This is a genomic window from Methylomagnum ishizawai, assembly GCF_900155475.1.
GTDB lineage: Bacteria > Pseudomonadota > Gammaproteobacteria > Methylococcales > Methylococcaceae > Methylomagnum > Methylomagnum ishizawai_A.
In genome coordinates this window covers 226986-247110 of the sequence record NZ_FXAM01000001.1, presented here as the reverse complement: position 1 = coordinate 247110, position 20125 = coordinate 226986, and the positions used below count along the sequence as shown (strand labels likewise).

Genomic DNA, 20125 nt, shown 5'->3' with positions numbered 1-20125 from the left:
CCGGGAACCGTCCGCGGGATGGTTCCCGGCGTTGTTTTTCCCGAATCCCTTCAGGCACGACCATGGATTTGAAATCGAACCCTTTTTTACGCGCCCTGGCCGGCTTGGTCCTGGCCTTGGGCGCGGGCCAGGCCCTGGCCGCCATCGCCAACGGCGCCTTGCACACCACCCCCGGCGACGCCAGCTCCAATAGCAGCGGCGAATTGTTCCTCAACGTGTGGGATGCCACCGCCGCCAAGTCCTATAGCCTGGACCTCGGCACCACGGTGGAAGCCTTCCTCGGCAACCCGTCGGCCATCAAGTCCTGGCCGCTGGACCAGCGTTTCAAGAATTTCGCCGCCGCCGGCAACCCCCTCGTCTACAACATCGCCGCCAACAACACCTATGGCACCATTTCGGCAGCGGCGGTCGGCGCGGTGCCTTCCGGCTACGGCGTCCTCGCCTCGGTGCTGAACGACCCCACCGCCATCGCCAAGGCGGAAAGCCTGACCGGCACGGCGGGCGTCAACATCGCCCAGTTGTCCTCGGTCATCCAAGCCAGGGCGAACACCCTCAACCTCAGCGCGGCGGCGCAGAACGGACTGAATCCGGGCGATATCTCGGCCATGACCGATTTCCAGTCCAACCTGAGCGAAGTCACCGATATCAGCGACTCCGGTGCGGGCGATCCCTACAGCGCCTATTTCGACACGTGGTGGGGTATCGATCTGTCGGGCCAGTTCGGTTTTTCCGACGCGGCCAGCGTGCGCGGGGGCACCGACCAGAACCTCCGGCTGTATTTCTTCGGCCTACAGGGTCCGGGCATCAACAAGACCCAGGCCACCGACCTCGGCCAGGGTTCCCTGGTCGCGACCCTGGATATCGCCAACGCCACCCTGTCCTTCGGCGCGGGCGGTTCGGGCGGCGGCGGCACCGGCCAGGGCTGCGAACAACTGAGCTGGGCCGGGGTCATCGCCGACGGCGGGACCGTCACCGCCTATTCCACCGAGCAGAGCGCCGATTGCGCCGCCGCCGCCCAACTGCTGACCTGCGACAACGGCAGCCTACCGGGCAGCGATGTCTACCCATATGCGAGCTGCGCCAACACCTATTGCACCCTGCCTTGGGACACGACGCAGAAAATCGCCGACGGTGCCAGCGTCACCGCCTACCCAACCAACCTCAGCGCCGATTGCGCGGCAGCCTCCGAAACCCGCGTTTGCCACACAGGCCAGTTGAGCGGCAGCTATACCTTCCAGACCTGCCAAGCGCCGGCGGCTTGCGCCCTGCCCTGGGGTGGCACCCTCGCCCACGGCCAATCGGTCACGGCCTACCGGGTCAAGGTCGATAGCGATTGCGCGGAGAACGCCGAAGTCCGTACCTGTAACAACGGCAAACTCAGCGGCAGCGCCACCTATCAGGCGTGCAGCGCACCGACCGCCCACGCCGATTGCAGCCTGCCCTGGGGCGGCACCCTGGCCGATGGGCAGAGCGTGACGGCCTATTCATCCGCGACCAGCGCCGATTGCGCGGCGACCGCCGAAACCCGCGCCTGCACCAACGGGGTATTGAGCGGCAGCGCCACCTATCCCACGTGTAGCGCACCGGCCACCCACGCCGATTGCAACCTGCCCTGGGGCGGCACCCTGGCCGATGGGCAGACGGTGACGGCCTATTCATCCGCGACCAGCGCCGATTGCGCGGCGACCGCCGAAACCCGCGCCTGCGCCAACGGAACGTTGAGCGGCAGCTATCCCTATGCCGCTTGCACCGCGCCCACCGCGCCCACCGGACCCTATATCCAACTGTCGTTCCCCAACGGCGGCGATGTCTTGACCGTGGGCAAAAAGCAAACCATCGCCTGGCAATTCGGCCTGACCAGCGCCACCCGGCAGGTCCATGTGCAGTTTTCCAAGAACGGTGGCACCAAATGGAAGTCGTTGAAGGCCGGAGTGAAGCTGGGCCGTGGTTTCGTGGTGTGGAAGCCGCTCAAGGGGCAGGCCACCGAAACCGGCCTGATCCGGGTGTGCGCCCCCAAGACCAAAAAGGCGGCGGCGGTCTGCGGCACCTCCTCGGGCGCGTTCGCGGTCCGGCGCTGAAAGAGCCATTCCCGAATCGCGGTCCCCACGCTCCCTACTCCTGATGGCCTTGCTGGCGGTGCCCCTGACCGCCAGCTTTTTTTCAGCGGCGGGTCCGGGAAAACCGGATTGCGGCGCGTGGCGATGGACATGGCGAATATCAAATATCCAGAGGCACCCCATGGCGACCTATTACTTCAGCAGCTTGAGCAATAACCAAACCTTGGCGTTCAAACCGGCGGTGGATACGCTGGCATTCGATATCGCCGGGCTGGACGCGGCCACCGGCACGCTCGCCCCATCCGGCACCAACCTGCTCGTCACCTATGCGGGCAAGACCCTCGTCCTGGCCAATACCACGCTGGACCAGGTGTCCAGCGCCCGTTTCAGCTTCGCCAACGGCAGCAAGTTGCTGATCGGCGACAATAGTTCCGGCACGGCGGGCGACAGCCTGGCGAACACCTTGGTCGGCACGGCTTTCGGCGATTACCTGGACGGACGGGGCGGGGCCGATGCCATGACCGGCGGCGACGGCAACGACACCTATGTCGTGGACAACACCGGCGACGCGGTGGTCGAGACCAACGCCAGCACCGGCCAGATCGACACCGTGCTGTCCTATCTCGCGGCCTATACCCTGCCCGCCAATGTCGAGAACTTGCGCCTCGTGGGCGCGGGCGGCGTCAATGGCACCGGCAACGGCCTCAACAACCTGCTCTATGCCAGTTCCGGCAACAACGTCCTGAACGGCGGGGCGGGCACCGACACCGCGTCCTATCTCTACGCCAGCGCCGCCGTCAAAGTGGACCTGGGCAAGAGCGGCGGCCAAGCCACCGGCGGTTCCGGCACCGACACCCTCGCCAATATCGAAAATCTCACTGGCGGCACCTTCAACGACACGCTCTACGGCAACTCGGGCGGCAATGTGCTGGACGGAGGGGCGGGAGCGGACCGCCTCTATGGCGGGCCGGGCAACGATACCTATGTGGTGGACCATACCGGCGATATGGTGCAGGACTATATCCCCGGCCTGGGCGCGGGCGGCATCGACACTGTGCAGTCCTATCTGTCCGACTACACCCTGCCTTATTTCGGCGGCGGGGACTATGGCATCGAAATCCTGCGGCTGATGGGCGGCGGCAATCTCAACGGCACCGGCAATGGCGGGGACAACACGCTCTACGCCAACGCGGGCAACAACGTCCTCAACGGCGCGGGCGGTATCGATACCCTGTCCTATGCCTTTTCATCCGCCGCCGTCACGGTCAGCCTGGCCCAGACCACGGCCCAGGCCACCGGCGGCTCGGGCACCGACACCCTCCGCCATTTCGAGAACCTCACCGGCAGCGCCTTCAACGACAAGCTGAGCGGTAACGCGGGCGACAATCTGTTGGATGGGGGTTCGGGCGCGGATACCCTGACCGGCGGCGACGGCAACGACACCTATACCGTGGACAACAGCGGCGATGGGGTGATCGAGACCAACGCCAGCGCCACCCAGATCGACAGCGTGCGTTCCAGCTTGGCGGCCTACACCCTGCCCGCCAATGTCGAGAACCTGCAATTGCTGGGCGGCGGCAACCTCAACGGCACCGGCAACGCCCTCGACAATGTGGTCTACGCCAATGCGGGCAACAACCGCCTGGACGGCGGCGCGGGCAGCGATACCGTGTCCTATGCCAACGCCGGGGCCGGGGTCGCGGTCAACCTCGCGGTCGCGACGGCCCAGGCTACCGGCGGGTCCGGCAGCGATACCCTGCTCCATTTCGAGAACCTGGACGGCAGCGCCTATGCCGACACCCTGACCGGCAACGGCGCGGCCAATGTGTTGACCGGCGGCGGCGGCGCGGACCGCCTAGGCGGCGGCGATGGTAACGACCGCCTGGTGGTGCCCGATCTCGGTTTCGCCCTGGCCGATGGCGGCGCGGGCACGGATACCCTGGCCCTGACCGGAACCGGGCTTTACCTGGACCTCGCGGCCCAGGCTGGCAAGCTGGCGGGATTGGAAGGCATCGACCTCGGCGGCGGCGCGAACACCCTGGTCCTCACGCCCGCCACGGTGAAAAGCCTGTCCACCACCAGCGAGACCTTGGTGATCGACGGCTCGGCCCAGAGCCTCGTCAGCGGAGGCGGCGGCTGGGTCCAGGGCGCGAACGCCACAGCCAACGGCCATAGCTATCGCACCTATACCCAGGCCGGGGCCACCGTGTGGGTCAGCACCGCCATCGGCACCAACAACCTCAACATCGGCACCCCGCCACACCTGGACCTCGGCGACCTCAACGGCAACAACGGTTTCCGGCTGGATGGCGCGACCTTCGATTACTCGGGAACCGCGGTGGGCGCGGCGGGCGACATCAACGGCGATGGCTACGGCGATCTGGCCGTGACCACGGCCTATAGCGGAATGAGCTATCTGGTGTTCGGCAAGGCGGGCGGCTTCGCGGCCAGCGCCGATGTGTCCACGCTCAACGGCGGCAATGGCTTCGCGCTGTACGGCGGGGAGTTCTCCATCGCCGGGGCCGGCGATATCAACGGCGATGGCTATGCCGATGTGGTGGTGGGCGATGACTCCGGCGGCACGCCCACCGGCTATGTGGTGTTCGGCAGCGGCAGCGGCTTCTCGTCCCTGCTGGATTTGTCCACGCTGACCGGAACCAACGGCTTCCGCTTCAGCGACAGCGCCGCCGTGGACCCTTCCGCCGTGGTGGTCGGAGCGGCGGGCGATGTCAACGGCGATGGCTACGCCGATATCATCGTCGGCGAAAAGAACGCCTCGCCCCTGGGCCGCGATTATGCCGGGTCCAGCTTCGTGGTGTTCGGCAAGGCTGCGGGTTTCAGCGCCGGGCTGGACCTCTCCACCCTCAACGGCAGCAACGGTTTCCGCATCGATGGCGTGGCGGGGCAGCATTCCGGCGTGGTAGTGGGTTCGGCGGGCGATATCAATGGCGATGGCTACGCCGATTTGCTGGTCGATAGCGTGCGGCCCTATGGCTCGGCCCAGGCCAAACAGAGTTATGTGGTGTTCGGCAAGGCCACCGGCTTCGGGTCCGGCCTGGATTTATCCACGCTCAATGGCGGCAATGGCTTCCGGTTGGACGCTGGCGACGGCTATACCGGCGCGGTGGCTGCGGCGGGCGATGTCAACGGCGATGGGTTCGGCGATGTGATCGTGGGCTCGGACGATAGCGCCACCGTGGTATTCGGCAAGGCCGCAGGGTTTGGTTCCAGCCTGGATTTGTCCACGCTCGACGGGAGCAATGGATTCCAGATCACCGGCCTGGGGACGGGCTATGGTGCCCTCGCTACCGTGGCCACAGCGGGCGATGTCAACGGCGATGGCTACGACGATGTGTTGATCGGAACCAAGCAATACGACCCGGCCAGCCAAAGCTATCAAGCCGCAAGTTATGTCATCTATGGCAAGGCCACGGGCTTCCCGGCCCGCCTGGATGCCGCCACCCTCACCGGGACCAACGGCTTCCGCCTGGATGGCGCGGACCGGGTCGGCCCCGCCGGGGATGTCAACGGCGATGGCTTCTCCGATCTCATCATCGGCGATCCCACAGCCAGTCCCCATGGCAACAGCCAGGCGGGTTCCAGCTATGTGCTGTTCGGCGGCAACTTCACCAACGCGGTCGCCAAACTGGGCGGCACCGGCAACGACAGCCTGACCGGCACCGGTGCCGCCGAGCGCTACGTCGGCGGGCAAGGCAACGACACCCTGGTAGGGGGTGGCGGGGCGGATGTGTGCTATGGCGGGCAGGGCGACGACCTCATCAAGCTGTCCGACCTCAACTTCCGCCGGGTCGATGGCGGCGGCGGCAGCGATACCCTGGCCCTGGGCGGCGCGGGCCTGAACCTCAATCTGGCGAATTTCCGCGACCGGATCGCCGGGATCGAGAAGATCGACCTGACCGGCGGCGGCGACAATACCCTGACCCTGCTCAAACGCGACCTCGTCAATCTTTCGGATACTAGCAACACCCTGCAAGTGAACGGCAATGCCGGGGACCATTACCACTTCTCGGATACCGGCTGGGCGCAGAAGGCCGACGTGACCCTGGTCGGCGTGACCTATCATGTGTTCGACAATGGGACGGCGCACCTCCTGCTCAACGCGGCCTTGACGGCGGTGTGAGGGATTGGGGCGGACTGGGCCGGGTGGGCCTATACTCATGTCCACCCGGCTTGGCTTGAAGCGGGCCAGAACGCCCTCGATGCCTCCAAGCGCATCGAGAACCCACCGCCACCCAAACCCCTCCCCCGATGATCGGACGCAACCGTTCCTCCTCCACCCGCATCCCGGCTTGGCTCGCCGCCATCCTCCTGGCCGCGCCGCCGGGCTATGTCATCGCCGAGGAAAAAAAACCCCTGGATATCCGCGACCCCGGCGCGGACCTCGCCAATTTCCCCAATAGCGCGTTCACCCTGCCGCGGGGCGGTTTCTATCTGGAAATGGCCCCAGCCTTCTTCAGCACGGAGAGCAGCCGCCTCTCGGCCCAATACAACTGGGAATATATGCTGCGCTACGGGCTGTTCGACGCCGTGGAACTGCGGCTGTATTCGCAGGGATTTTCAGTGCAGGGCAGTCCCAATTCCGCCACGGGGTTCAGCCCCCTGACCCTGGATACCAAAATCCATCTCTGGGACGAGATCGAGGCTTATTTCCTGCCGGCGGCGGGACTCGAAGTCATGGTGCAAACCACCTGGCTGGGCTCGTCGGCCTTCGATGCCGGGACCGAACCCTCGTTCAGCTTCAACTTCGACCAAGGGCTGCCCTGGGATGTGGACCTCGAATACAACCTGGGCGCGGCCCGGTTCCAAGACCCGGACGACCCGACCGATCAGGTCTGGGATTTCACGCTGTCCTGGGCCTTGCAACGGGATGTGGTCGAGGATGTCGCGGTGTTCGTGAATGGCTACCATAATGCCTCGAACTTGCCGAGGATCGGACGGCTGGCCGACAAATACGTGCGGGTTTGTCCGCATTCCGGGCCGTGCCGTACCGAGGAACTGGTCCAGCAATATGCCGACGACGCCGCGAATTATGTACAGCATATGATCGGCGGCGGCACCCTCTGGACCGTGGACGACCATGTCGCGGTGTTCGGCAATATCGGCGTGGGTTTGACTTCATCGACGCCGCCGGTGACGGCTTATTTCGGGTTTGCTTGGACGCCTTGAGGAGTGGGTGTTTGAGTTGTGGACGGACGCCTTCGATAAACCGGGTTGGTCATTCCCATGCCCCTCACTTCCAATAATCCCGCGCCACCTGCAACTGATAAGCCTCGCGGTCGGCGTTCATGGCCTCCTCCAATTGCTGGCGGGCTTCGCGCACCACCGAAATCAACTCCTCCTCGTCGCCGCGGGCCTCGTAGCGCTTGACCAGCGAATGCAGGTCGTGGGCGCGGAATTTCAGCGCGGCCTGCTTGGCCGCATACGGGCCATAGCCCAACCGCACCAAGGCGTGTTCCCCCAGCAGCAAGGCCGACTCGAAAATCTCGCGCTGGAAATGCACCCCGCGCTCCATCAACTCGAAAGCGTGCTGCACATTCCGCACCCGCGCCAGGAGGGTGAGGTGCGGGAATTCCTCGCGCACGGCGTCGATCAAGCGTAGCGAATGCTCCACATCGTCGATGGCGACCACCATCAGCTTGGCCTTCTCCGCCCCCGCCGCCCGCAATAAATCGATCCGGGTGGCGTCGCCATAGAACACTTTGTTGCCGAATTTGCGGATGGTGTCGATATGCACCGGATCGTGGTCCAACACCGTCACGCCGATCCGGTTGGCGGTTAGCAAGCGTCCCACGATCTGCCCGAACCGGCCAAACCCGGCGATGATGACGGGATTGCCCTCGTCCTCCGGCGCGTCGTAGTCCGGCTTGCCGCGCCCGGCGAGATAGGGTTCGAGCCAACGGTCGTGCAGGCTGAGCAAAATCGGCGTCGTCATCATCGACAACGCCACCACCGCTGCCAGCAAACCGGCGATATCCGCCGGGATGATGCCCTCGGCCAAGGCCGTGTTGTTCAGCACGAAGGCGAATTCGCCGCCCTGCGACAAGGTGATGGCGAAGAACAAGCGCTGCGCCTTGGGAATCCCGAACAGCCGCGCCAGTCCCGCCAACACGCCCAGCTTCACCAACACGAAGCACAAGGTCAGCAGCACCAGGGTTTGCCAATGCGCCTGGATCGTCGCCCAATCCACCGACATGCCGATGGCGATGAAGAACAGGCCCAGCAGCAGTCCCTTGAACGGCTCCAAATCGGCTTCCAGGGCGTGGCGGTATTCCGATTCCGCCAACAATACCCCGGCCAGGAAAGTGCCCAAGGCCATCGACATTCCCACCCCCCGCATCAACAAGGCGATGGCGATCACCAAGAGCAAGGCCAGGGCGGTGAAAATCTCGCGCTGCTGGGTCACCGCCACGAAACGCAGCCAGGGCAACAGCAGGAAACGCCCGCCGACCACGATCCCCAGGATGACCCCCAGCGCCTTGGCCGCGCCCGGCCAGTCGAAACCGCCACCCGCGGCGCCATCGCCCAGGAGCGGAATCAGGGCCAGCATCGGGATCACCGCCAAATCCTGGAATAACAGGGTCGCGAAGCCCAGCCGTCCCGCCGGGGTGGCGAGGGCGTTGCGCTCGGCCAGGATTTGCAGGGCGATGGCGGTGGAGGACAGCGCCATGCCCATGGCGGCGATCAAGGCCGCCGGCCCGCCCAGATCGAACACCAGGGCGAACCCCGCCAGCAGCCCCGTGGTCGTCAACACCTGCAAGCCGCCCAGGCCCAGGACCGGGCCGCGCAGTTCCCACAGCCGTTTGGGCGCGAGTTCCAACCCCACCAGGAACAGCATGATGACCACGCCGAATTCGGCGAAATGCAGCACTTCCTCGCCGCGGCCGATCAAGCCCAGCCCGGAAGGCCCGATGATAAGCCCCGCCAGCAGATAGCCCAGCACCGAACCCAAACCCAGCCGCTTGGCGATGGGCACACAGACCACCGCCCCGCCCAGGTAGATCAGCAAATGTTGGAGGAAAACGGCGTCGTGCATGGTGGCCTCGCGCTAATGCTTTATCACACATCGTCGGTCGGAGTGCCGACTCCCCGGTTCCGCTTGGCGCGGCATTGGAAAATGAGCGTATCCCAGATTCTACGGGCGGCAAAGCGCGGGTGGGTCGTGCGGCGGGAAGACGGTCGGGAGCGAGCCGCGACCGTCGCGGGGATGGGGTCAGTCCTGGGCGGGGCGGTGGCGCAGGCTGTCGGTGAGGTGCGGGGCGATCAAACCGCGCATGATCGGGTGCAGTTTGGGAGTGGCGGCGAGGACACCGCCGGTCTCGAAATGCTTGTCGCCGCCTTCGAGGTCGGTGACGATGCCGCCGGCCTCCTGGATCAATAGGATGCCCGCCGCCATGTCCCAGGGCTTCAGGCCGATTTCCCAAAAGCCATCCAGGCGGCCCGCCGCCACATAGGCCAGGTCCAAGGCCGCCGAGCCGGCGCGGCGGATGCCGGCGGCATCCTTCAGCAAATCCTTGAGCATCCCCAGATAGGCGTCGAGATAGCTCTGGTCCTTGAACGGGATGCCGGTGCCGAGCAAAGCGCCGACCATGCCGACCTGCTTGGTGACCCGGATACGGCGGCTGTTCAGGGTCGCGCCCGCGCCCCGGGCGGCGGTGAACAACTCCTGCTTGACCGGGTCGTAGACCACGCCCTTGTCGATCCGGCCCTTGTGGAACAGCCCGATGGACACCGCGAACTGGGGGAAGCCATGCAAGAAATTGGTGGTGCCGTCCAGGGGATCGATGACCCAGACGTGGTCGGCGTGGGCCGGTCCTTGCACGCCGCCTTCCTCGCCCATGAAGCCATGGCCGGGATAGGCCCGCTGCAAGGTGTTGATGATCTCGCGTTCCGCTTGGCGGTCCACGTCGCTGACGAAGTCGTTGCGCCCCTTGGGGGTGATGTTGAGAAGGTCCACCCGGTCCATGGCGCGGACGATGATATCGCCCGCCGCCCTGGCGGCGCGGATCGCGATGGTGAGCATGGGGTCCATGGTCGGATCGTTACCACTAAGCTGTCGATTGATGGGGAAAACCCGCGGCTTTGGACCGGCCCGCTGGCCAAGCCCGATAGTCCGCGAGGGCACAAGGTTATCAGAGTTCTGATAAGATGCTGGCCCTTTTTCGCTTTGGACTTCCGCAACTTAGGATGAAACGCCTAGCGCATGTCAGGATCGTGCTGGTCGGCACCACCCATCCCGGCAATATTGGTGCCGCGGCCCGCGCCATGAAGAACATGGGGCTTTCCGACCTGGCCCTGGTGGCCCCCAAGGTCTTCCCCAGCGGCGAAGCCACCGCCCGCGCTTCCGGGGCCGACGATATCCTGGCCGGGGCCAAGGTCTGTGCCAGCCTGGAGGAAGCCATCGCCGACCGCGAGTTGGTGATCGGGGCCAGCGCCCGGCTCCGCGCCATTCCCTGGCCGCAGCTCGATCCCAGGGAATGCGCCGGAATGGTGGCGCAATCGCCGGTCAAGACCGCCCTCCTGTTCGGGCGCGAGCATTCCGGGTTGGACAACGCCGAACTGGAACGCTGCCATTACCTCTTGCACATCCCCTGCAACCCCGGATTCAGCTCCCTGAACGTGGCCGCAGCCCTGCAAGTGGTGGCCTACGAGTTGTTCCTCGCCGCCCAAACCGAACCCCAAGCCCTGCAAGAACCCATGTCCCCGCTGGCAACCGCGGAGCAAATGGAATCCTTCTACCAACATCTCGACACGGCTTTGCACGAAGTGCGTTTCCTGCACGAGAAGAAGTCCTCGCCCTCGCTGATGCGGCGGCTGCGGCGCATCTTCAACCGGGTGCGCTTGGAACAAAAAGAAATCCATATCCTGCGCGGCATCCTCACCGCCGTGCAATTGCAACTGAAACGGCAAGGATCATCCACATGTGGGAAAAACTGAAGGCCGAGTACGGCTGCATCTTCGAGCGCGACCCGGCGGCCCAGTCCTATTTCGAAATCTTCACCATCTATCCCGGTATCCACGCGGTCCTGGTCCATCGGCTCAGCCACCGGCTGTGGAACCATGGCCTGAGATGGCCGGCCCGGTTCCTCTCGACCCTGGCCCGCTGGTGGAGCGGGGTCGAAATCCATCCCGGTGCCCAAATCGGGCGGCGCTTCTTCATCGATCATGGCATGGGCGTGGTGATCGGCGAAACCGCCACCATCGGCGACGATTGCACGCTCTATCACGGCGTGACCCTGGGCGGGACGTCCTGGCGCAAGGGCAAGCGCCATCCGACCCTGGGCAATGGCGTGGTGGTGGGGGCGGGGGCGAAAATCTTGGGACCGATCACGGTGGGCGACGGTGCCCGGATCGGCTCCAATTCGGTGGTGTTGAAAAGCGTCCCGGCGGGGGCGACCGTGGTGGGGATTCCGGGCCACATGGTCAGTCCCGACCGCAAGGCCCAGGAAGAACGCCGCCAGAACATCGCCAGCAAGCTGGGCTTCGACGCCTACGGTATGACTCCCGACATGCCCGACCCGGTGGCCCACGCCGTCAACCACATGCTCGACCATATCCAAGCCCTGGACGGCCAGATCGAAGCCCTCAAGCGGATGTTGCAACAACAAGGCTTGGAAGTCTCCGAGCCGCCGCTGCCCGAACTCGAACCTTGCGGCTTGCGGCAAGGCGGTGAAAAAGCGGAATAGGCCGGGCTTATTTCCAGATTCTCAAGCGGAAATAACCCGGCTTGGCGCTGTCGCTCAATTGGATTTGCGAGGAGAACGAGCGGATTTCGCCGCGTTCCATGACTTCCAGGGTGGGCGTGACACCATCGCCCTGCACTCCCAGCCGCGACATGCCGACCTGGATGCCCTGCGGATCGAAGAACAGGATATCCACCTGCGGATGGATCAGGTTCAAACTGCCGTTGTGCATCACCATCTTGTATTCGTATACCCGGTCGTCGCCCCTGCCGGAGACCGTAAACACGATGTTCTTCACATAGTCCTGGTCCATGGTCAACACCTTGTCGAATTCCAGGCGGGTCAGTTCGGGCAGGCCGCCTTGGCCCAGGGTTTCGATATCGGCCCTGAGCTTTTGCGCCTGCGGCCTCAGGATGTCCAATTCCTGCTGCTGTTTCCTTTCGGATAGGGTGAGTTCCAGAGTATCGGCCTCGGCGATGCTCATGCGGATATACGACACCAGCAAATAGAGGCTTTGCAGGACCAGGAATACCGCGAGCGCGAACAGCAGCTTGGTTTTACCCGAGTCTTTCCGGGACTTGAGGTGGAAATTGTCGTTGGGATCGTAGCGGCGGGAACCGGAACTCCGGTAGCCCCGGCTTCTGGAAGAGGAGGAGTAATACACTGCTGGGTCTCCTGAGGGATGGGCGGCTGGACCGGGATTTGTCCATTGCGCCCACAAGGGTCGGGCAAGTATAGCGCGACCCCGCCGCCGGGAACGTCCCTGAAGGGATCGTTCCGCGCCCTAAACCCGGAATTCCCGCACCAGCCGCCGCAACCGCGCCAAATCCTCCGCCCGCGCCGTTTTCCCGTAGCGCAATCCCAAGAATATCCCGGTGATCCGAACGATGGTCGCGGCAGCCTCGGGCCGCTCGGTCATGGCCCGCCGCGAGAAATCCAGCGGCCCTTCGCCGGTGCGCTTGACCACGCCGCGCCGGGCCAATTTCCCCAAAAAGCGCTGATAGGCCAATACGGCGGGGTCGGGCGGGGTTTTCCGGCGGGGCCAGAATAACAAAGCCGCCGCAGCTCCGCACAGACCCAGTAAGCCGCCCATCCATAGCGCCAGTTTGCCCCATTCCATGATGCCGAGACTCCCCCAAAACCGCTGTTGTTGCTCGGGATCATAGGCCAGCACCCATTGGTTCCAGGCATGATCGACGCTGGCCCAGAGCATCCGGCCTTGGCGGAGCCAGTCGCGGAAGCCTTGGGCGCGTCCGGCCAAGGCTTCGCCCACCGGGTTGAACATCACATCGCCTTCCGGGCTGGCGGCGTCCAGGTCGATGCCTTGCTCGATGCGCTCGGGCGCGACGGCGGCGGTGGGATCGATCCGGGTCCAGCCCCGCTCCGGCAACCAGACCTCGGCCCAGGCGTGGGCGTCGGCCTGCCGTACTTCGAGGAATCGGCCCACCGGGTTCCAAACCCCGCCCTGATAGCCCGTCACCACCCGCGCCGGAATGCCCGCCACCCGCATCAGGTAGACGAAGCTGGTGGCGTAGTGCTCGCAGAAACCGCGGCGGGTCTCGAACAGAAAGCGCTCGATGGGATGGTCTTCCAGCGCGGGCGGGTTGAGGGTGTAGAAGAACGCTTCCTCGCGGAAATAGCGCAAAGCCCGTTGTACCCAATCGCCGGGCCGGGCCGATTCGCCGCGCCAAGCCTCGACCAGGGCGCGGACGCGCCCGTCCGGTGGGTCGGGAAGTTGTAAACCTTGCGTCCGCTCGACGGGACTCAGCGGGCCGGTGCGGAAAGCGGGTTGCGAAACCAACTCGAACCGGCGGCGCTCGTGGACCGGGTCTTTGGTCAGCAGCAGATATTCCGCCGTCTGCGTCACATCGGACGGGAAGCCGCTGGGTAAATCCAGGGCGAACAGCCAACGACGCCGATGCGGTTCCAGGGTGATGGCGTAGCGGTAGGCCGGCCCGGAAAATTTGGGTTCCTGGTCGTGCGGCAAAGGCTTATCCACCGCCACATCCCAGCGGGTGCCATTGGTATGCCAGAACACCGGGCCGCGCCAATAGCGCAAGGCGTTGGGCGGCGGTGCACCCTGGAAATCGACCCGGAACGCCGGTTCGGCGGAACGGCCCAGGTGGCTGATGCTGCCGGGTTCGAGCTTGTCGCTGAGGCCGGTCTTGGCGTGGCGCTCGTCGTCGGGCAGTTTCCACAAGGGACCGGGAAGCCGCGGGAAGAACAGGAACAGCACCAGCATGATCGGCACGGCCTGTGCCACCAGGGCGGCGGAACGCTTGAACGCCGCGGCGGGAGCCAAGGCCGGACCACCGCCCGCCCCGATCAAAACCCCCACCGACAAACCCACCGCCACCAGGGTATAGAGCGCCATGGGGATGGTCTGCGAGAACAGGTACTGGGTCATCGCCACGAAAAAGCCGAGGAAGATGACCAGGTACACCTCGCGCCGGGTTTTCATCTCCATGAGCTTCAGCCCCAGGCCGACCAGGAACAAGGCCGAGCCACCTTCCCGCCCGTAGAAGCGATGGTAATGGGCGTACACCAAGGCCATGGCGCATAGCATCAACAAGCCCAGCATCCATTTACCGGGACGCAGGCCGGGCCGTTCCACCGTGGCATAGCGCCAAGCCGCCAACAGGGCGAAGAAGCCGAATACCGTGGGATGCAGGTTGGCGGCATGAGGCAGGGCGACGAACACCAGACTGAACAGCAGCAGTTTCTCGAAGGCGGCGGTCAGGGTATCGCGGAGCGGGATGGCGGTCATAGCTGGAACAGGGCGAGGGTTTTGAGGCAAAGGCGGCTATGGGCGGCCCCGGAATTGGCGGCGATGCGGGTACCGGGCAGGCTGAGGGAATAACGCAGCCCGGCGGCTTCGGCGTCGATGATCCAGCGGCAGAGGCGGCTCAAGCGACTTTCGGTGTCGCCGCCGGGGGTTTCTTCGAACGCGAAGGCCAAATCCTCGGTCTCGCCACCCACGTAGCGTTTGACTTGCGGATCGTGGCCCTTGGCGACGCCCTTCCAATGGATATGTCGCAAGGGATCGCCCGCTTGATAGGTCTGGAAGCCGTGGAAATCCTCGGCGCTATGCGCTTGTCGGTTGAAGCGGCCATAGCCGCCCGAGATCGGGAAATCCATGGGCGTGGGCGCGGGCCGCGGATAAACCAGGATGCGTTCCTGGAAATTCAGCAGCGACCACGCATGGAACAGGCCCAGCGGGAATTCGCTGTAAATCCGCACCGTGCCCGGTTCGAGCCAGCCGCGCTGGGCGGTCGGCAGGCCCAGCGCGGGGTTGGCGGTGGCTTCGGCGGCGATATCGATCCGTACCGGCTCCGCCCCCTTGCAGCGGCACCACACCGCGTAGCGCGGCAACAGGCCGGGATTGGCGACCATGAGTTCCCAACGGGCCTGCTCGCCCGCAAAGACCGGCGGGCTGGGTTTGGGCCGGATCGATAGTCCGGCGAGATTGCGATAGCCATGAAGCATCCCCAGCAGGGCGATGGCGACCAATAGGAAAGTCAGGATGAAACCCAGGTTGCTGCTGTAGTTGATCGAGGTCAGCCACAGGATGAACAAGAGCAAGGCCAGCCCCAGCCCGCGCTGGTTCGGTACGATGAAAACCAAACGATGGGTCAGCACGATAGGACCGGGCACCGCTTGATCGCCCCGGAAAAAGCGTTGCAGGTCGAAGCGTTGCTTGAGGGTGGGGGAAGCCATGGGTTGGGACTCGGCGTGAAGTACGGGGCTGGAGGCCCGAGGCTGCGACCCCCAAGCCTCAGGTCTCAAGCTTTAGATGACCGTGATTTGATCCAGCATCGGGCCGACCACGGCCTCGGCGGTCACGGCCCCACTGCCCACGGGTTTCAGCCGGTGACCGCAGACCGGGGCCAGCACCGCCTGCACATCTTCCGGTAACACCACTTCGCGGCTTTCGGTATAGGCCCAGGCCCGCGCCGCGCTTAGCAAAGCCAAGCCTGCCCGTGGCGACAAGCCGATTTCGTAATGCCCGGATTCGCGGCTGAACCGCACTAAAGCCTGTACATAGCCCAGTAAGGCATCGGAAGCGTGGATGGCCCGGATTGCCTCCTGCAAGCCACGCAATTCATCGGCGGGTAGGCGGACCGGCAGTTTTTCCAACAAGCTGTGGCGTTCCGCGCCCTTGTACAGCGCCAATTCCGAGCGGCTGTCGGGATAACCCAGGGTGAGGCGCATCAGGAAGCGGTCGAGTTGAGATTCGGGTAGTGGGAAAGTGCCGATTTGATGGATGGGATTCTGGGTGGCGATGACGAAGAAGGGTTCGGGTAGGGGCCGGGTTTCGCCTTCGACCGTGACCTGGTGTTCTTCCATGGCTTCGAGCAGGGCGCTCTGGGCCTTGGGGGTGGAGCGGTTGATTTCGTCGGCCAGGATCATCTGATGGAAGATCGGGCCGGGTTGGAACCGGAAGCTATGGTTTTTGGCATCGTAAATCGAAGCGCCCAGCACATCGGCGGGTAGCAGATCGCTGGTGAATTGGATGCGTTGGTAATCCAACCCCAACAGGTTGGCCAGGGTATGGGCCAGGGTGGTTTTGCCAACGCCCGGCACGTCTTCGATGAGGAGGTGGCCGCGAGCCAGGAGACAGCACACCGCCAGCCGGATTTGGCGGGGTTTTCCCAGGATGACGGTGTTGGCAGTGGCGAGGAGGGCGTCGAGGGAGTTGCGCATGGGGTTGTTCGGGTTGGGCTGGGAGGTTGGATGAGAAGTATAGGGTTTTATCGGGTTGGAATAGCCGGGGCGGAAATGCCCCCGCCGGTCCAGGATGCGGTGAGGGCGCTGAGGGGCCAGGAACGTGATCCGATGTGGCGGGGCGGTATTTGGCGTTTCGCCGCGCCATGGACGGTCTAGGTGGCTTCCTGGCCTATCTGAATTCGGAGTCAGAGGTAGCGCCGTAGTTGTTCCTCGTCCAGGCTGAGTTTGATATCGCGTTGCGGGAACGGAATTTCGATCCCTTCCCGTTGGAAGGCCGCGTGGATGGCGAAACACAGGTCGCTGGTCACTTGTTTGACCTTGTCTACATCGTGCAGCACGGCGACCAATTCCAGGTTGAGGGCGCTGTCGCCGAAGCTTTGGAAGAACACCGAGGGTGGCGGGGTATCGCGAATATCGGGATGTTCCTGGGCGATGTCCAGCAATACCTGGCGGGCTTGGTGCGGATCAGAGTGGTAGGCCAGGCCGATGGGCAACAGTACTCGCCCGGTCTTGTCGGCATAGGTGCGGTTCATCACCGTACCGGAAATCAGGCTGGAATTGGGAATGAACACCGAAGCCCGGTCGAAGGTGGAAATCTCGGTGGCCCGGACGCTGATTTTCTTGACATAGCCCTGGTATTCGCCGACCACCACCCAATCGCCGGCCTTGATGGGGCGTTCCACCAGCAGGATCAAGCCGGAGACGAAGTTGTTGACGATGTTCTGCAATCCGAAACCGATGCCCACCGACAAGGCCCCGGCGATCATGGCGAGGTTGGATAAATCCAGCCCCAGGATCGATACCGCGATCACCAAGGCCAAGGAGAAACCGGCATAGCCCAGGCCGGAGCGGATCGAGTTGCGGATGCCCTGGTCGAGCCGGGTCTTGGGGAAAATCCTTTGGTCCAGCGTCTTTTGCAGCATCCGCGTCGCGAGTAGCAACCCGGTGAACGACAACAGCGCCACCAGGATTTCGCCCAGCGACAGGTTGAGATTCCCCAGTTTGAAACCCACGAAGGCGTTCCCGAGCCAAGCGGCGATATCCTTGCCTGGCACGCCCCAGAGTAAGGGCAAGGCCAAGGCCGCCAGCAGCAGGATCGAACAGCGTATGAATCCCACCGCCCAGAACGCCAGCATCTCCGCGCCCTCCTCGCCCAGGGCCAGGGCGGTGCGCAGGCGTTGGCCCTGGGGCGAGGCCGGGTTCAAGGCGTGTTCCACCGCTTCCTGGACGATCCGGTTCAATAGCGCGACCGTGGCGTAGAGTCCCAGGGTCAGCACCCATTGCGTCGCCAGTAGACGTGACAACGCCACATAGCCCAGCATGGCCGAGGCCGGTATCGCTGCGATCAGCAGTGTCAAGCCGTAGCGGACCCGGTTCCATCCGGGCCGGGCCGGGTCCTCGGGCCAGACTCCCCGCCCGACCAGTCTGAGCAACGCCAGCGAAATCAAGGCGCCGAACACGAATTTCTGTGTGGAGACCAACTCGACCGAAGCATCGTACTGGTTGGCCAGTTCGCCCAAGGTGTGGTCCAGCGCGAACAGGATCGCCAGTCCGGTGACGGTCCGGTTCAAAGTCCGGGCACCTGGGTCGTGGATGGGTACCAGCCGCCAATCCGGCTGGTCCGGTGCCAGGGCTGAACGGGTGAAGCCGGTCACGAAGAACAGCGCCGCCAGGGAAAGCAGGCCCACCCGTAGCACATCGGCCACGGCTTCCCCCGGCCAATCGGTGTAGAGCAGTCCCAGGTAGACGGCCAGCGCCGCCGCTGTGGGCAATAAGGTCCGCACCAGGCCGGTGAATAGGGCGGTCCATAGGCGCTGCATGTAGGTCGGCGCATCCTCGACCACGATGTAGCCGAATTTGCGGATCAGTCCGGCCCGTAGCGGGAACGCCAGCAAGGTGGCCAAGGTCATCCCCAAGGCCAGGGGCCGCCCAATGGTCAGGATTGCCGTTGGCGTGGCTTTGTCCATCAGGCTGTGGTAGAGCGCGGCCAGGGCGGAACCCAGTTCGGGTAGGGCTTTGCCCCAGATGGCGGGACTCAAGGGCGACGGGCTTCGGGTCAGGATACGCCCGGTGAAACGGGTGCGCTGGGTGGCCTTGACCTCGGCGAGCAGGCGTCCGGCCCGGACGGACGCCAGGTCGGCCTCCTTCACCACGCCTTCCAGGCTGGCGATCCCGGCATTGAGTTCCTTGCGCCGGGCCACGACGTTGGCGGCCTCGGGAGCCGCGTCCACCGCCGGGGCCGGTCCCAGCGCTTCCAGGTCGCTCCGCAAGGTTTGGATATCGGGTTCGACGTTATGAACCGCTTCCCTGGCCTGCGCGATCAGGTCGAGCAGGCGGTCGCGCCAATCGGCCAGCTTGCTGTCCGGGATGTTGGGTTCCGCAGTCGCTTTTTCGGCCTCGTCGAGGCTTTTTTGCCATTCCTGCGCCCGTAGGCCCGGGTTCGGGGCGTCGGCGGTTTGGGCCAGCCCGGCGGCGGAGATGGTTAGGAACAGCAGGATCGGTAAACCAGGAATAGGGTGGATGCGGGGGATAGGATGCTTCGGCATTGAGGATTCGCAGGGTTGGGCGCGGCGCGGGATGGGGGTTCGTCCGCCCACCCACCAGGAAGCTTCCCGGAACTCTCGGACGCCGGCGCGTAATAGAAACCAAAAAGAAAACCTTGTTATTATTGTCTTTCCCTGTTTTTGTGGATAAGTGATTTTTTCACTTAAAAATCAATATGTTGTAGCTTTTTTTCCTGTGGAAAACTTGTGTATAAGCTGTGGATGGATTGTGGATAACCCTGCTATTCCAGCGGCGTCTCCGCAACCGGAAATTTTTTCCACAGCTTATCCACAGGGTTCAGGGGGAGTTATACAGTAGTTATCCAAAGACTTATCCACAGGCCGGGGCCGTACTCAAAGTTATCCACAGGCTGGTCCGGGACGCTTGGAAAAGCCCGCGGCGGCGGCTTGCCGCATCCTGTGGATGTTTTCGGCCAGTGTGCCGCCGGGATGGAAGGCGCTGCGGGTGCCGACCACCAAATCGGTGGCTCCGGCGGCGATAAGTCCCGGAATAGTGTCGAAATCCACCCGGCCATCGACCTCGATGGGGATATCGAGTCCGAAACCCTGCAGATGACGGCGGCAATCGGCCACCCGGCGCAGGGCGTAGGGTACCTGGGTTTCGTCCTTGCGCCCCGCGAAGCCGGGATTGATGAGCATCAGCAGGACGAAATCCAGCCGGTCCACGCAGTAATCCAGCACCGACAGCGGCGTGGTCGGCATCAGCGCCAGCCCGGCCTTGACGCCGCGCTCACGGATGAGGCACAGCAGCCGGTCCACATGGAAGGCCGATTCGTAATGGAAGGCGATCCGTTCCGCGCCGATATCCAGCATTTCCTGGACGAAGAATTCGTTGTTCTCCACCATCAGGTGCGCGTCGAAGGGCAACCGGGTTTTCCGGCGGGCCTGCCGTACCAAATCCAGCCCCAAGGGCATGCTCGGGCTGAAATGGCCGTCGATCAGGTCGATGTGGAGGGAGTCGATGCCCGCTTCCTCCATCTGGCGCAATTCGCGCTCGACGTTGAGCAGGTCGCAGCAAATCAGGGAAGCGGAGATGGCGATGTGGTGGGATTTCGGTGAGTTCATACTGTTCCTT

General features: G+C 64.2%; 13 protein-coding genes. 5 read left to right on the top strand and 8 right to left on the bottom strand.

The window, feature by feature from the left end; all coding sequences use genetic code 11:
* Positions 1-62 precede the first annotated feature (62 nt).
* The 3 genes from B9N93_RS01025 (at position 63) to B9N93_RS01015 (ending at position 7244) form a co-directional block, all read left to right on the top strand.
* A complete protein-coding gene (locus tag B9N93_RS01025) occupies positions 63-2078 on the top strand; it encodes a hypothetical protein (protein WP_085210079.1) in 2016 nt (671 codons plus the stop codon).
* Between the two features lie 160 nt (positions 2079-2238).
* Entirely contained in the window at positions 2239-6198 is a 3960-nt protein-coding gene (locus tag B9N93_RS01020; RefSeq protein WP_085210077.1) for a beta strand repeat-containing protein, read from the top strand.
* Between the two features lie 128 nt (positions 6199-6326).
* A complete protein-coding gene (locus tag B9N93_RS01015; protein WP_085210075.1) occupies positions 6327-7244 on the top strand; it encodes a transporter in 918 nt (305 codons plus the stop codon).
* Positions 7245-7308: 64 nt separating this feature from the next.
* On the opposite strand, the gene kefC is transcribed toward B9N93_RS01015, so the two are convergent.
* Together kefC and B9N93_RS01005 are read right to left on the bottom strand one after the other, a co-directional pair.
* The gene (kefC, locus tag B9N93_RS01010; RefSeq protein ID WP_085210073.1) at positions 7309-9111 is read right to left on the bottom strand and encodes a glutathione-regulated potassium-efflux system protein KefC; all 1803 of its coding nucleotides are present in this window, start codon (positions 9109-9111) and stop codon (positions 7309-7311) included.
* Positions 9112-9288: 177 nt separating this feature from the next.
* Positions 9289-10107, bottom strand: a complete 819-nt coding sequence (locus B9N93_RS01005) for an inositol monophosphatase family protein (RefSeq protein ID WP_085210071.1) — start codon at positions 10105-10107, stop codon at positions 9289-9291.
* Between the two features lie 155 nt (positions 10108-10262).
* Here B9N93_RS01005 and B9N93_RS01000 point away from each other — a divergent pair, with 155 nt between their 5' ends.
* Positions 10263-11012 (top strand): RNA methyltransferase, encoded by a 750-nt coding sequence (locus B9N93_RS01000; protein ID WP_085210069.1) that lies wholly within the window; start codon positions 10263-10265, stop codon positions 11010-11012.
* Positions 10997-11761 (top strand): serine O-acetyltransferase, encoded by a 765-nt coding sequence (cysE, locus tag B9N93_RS00995; RefSeq protein ID WP_085210067.1) that lies wholly within the window; start codon positions 10997-10999, stop codon positions 11759-11761. Before B9N93_RS01000 ends, cysE begins: the two co-directional genes overlap by 16 nt.
* A gap of 7 nt (positions 11762-11768) precedes the next feature.
* Here the strand turns inward: cysE and B9N93_RS00990 are convergent, their stop codons facing one another.
* From B9N93_RS00990 to B9N93_RS00965, 6 genes are all read right to left on the bottom strand, one after another.
* Complete coding sequence (locus B9N93_RS00990; protein WP_085210065.1) at positions 11769-12422, bottom strand: hypothetical protein; 654 nt, start codon at positions 12420-12422, stop codon at positions 11769-11771.
* 120 nt (positions 12423-12542) lie between these two features.
* Positions 12543-14525, bottom strand: a complete 1983-nt coding sequence (locus B9N93_RS00985) for a transglutaminase TgpA family protein (RefSeq protein WP_085210063.1) — start codon at positions 14523-14525, stop codon at positions 12543-12545.
* Entirely contained in the window at positions 14522-15475 is a 954-nt protein-coding gene (locus tag B9N93_RS00980) for a DUF58 domain-containing protein (protein WP_085210061.1), read from the bottom strand. Before B9N93_RS00980 ends, B9N93_RS00985 begins: the two co-directional genes overlap by 4 nt.
* Before the next feature lie 72 nt (positions 15476-15547).
* Positions 15548-16462 (bottom strand): AAA family ATPase, encoded by a 915-nt coding sequence (locus B9N93_RS00975; protein WP_085210059.1) that lies wholly within the window; start codon positions 16460-16462, stop codon positions 15548-15550.
* A 209-nt stretch (positions 16463-16671) separates the two neighbouring features.
* Positions 16672-19032: a DUF3772 domain-containing protein gene (locus tag B9N93_RS00970; protein WP_085210057.1), complete on the bottom strand. Its 2361-nt coding sequence runs from the start codon at positions 19030-19032 to the stop codon at positions 16672-16674.
* Between the two features lie 357 nt (positions 19033-19389).
* Positions 19390-20115: a ribulose-phosphate 3-epimerase gene (locus B9N93_RS00965; RefSeq protein ID WP_085210055.1), complete on the bottom strand. Its 726-nt coding sequence runs from the start codon at positions 20113-20115 to the stop codon at positions 19390-19392.
* Positions 20116-20125 lie beyond the last annotated feature (10 nt).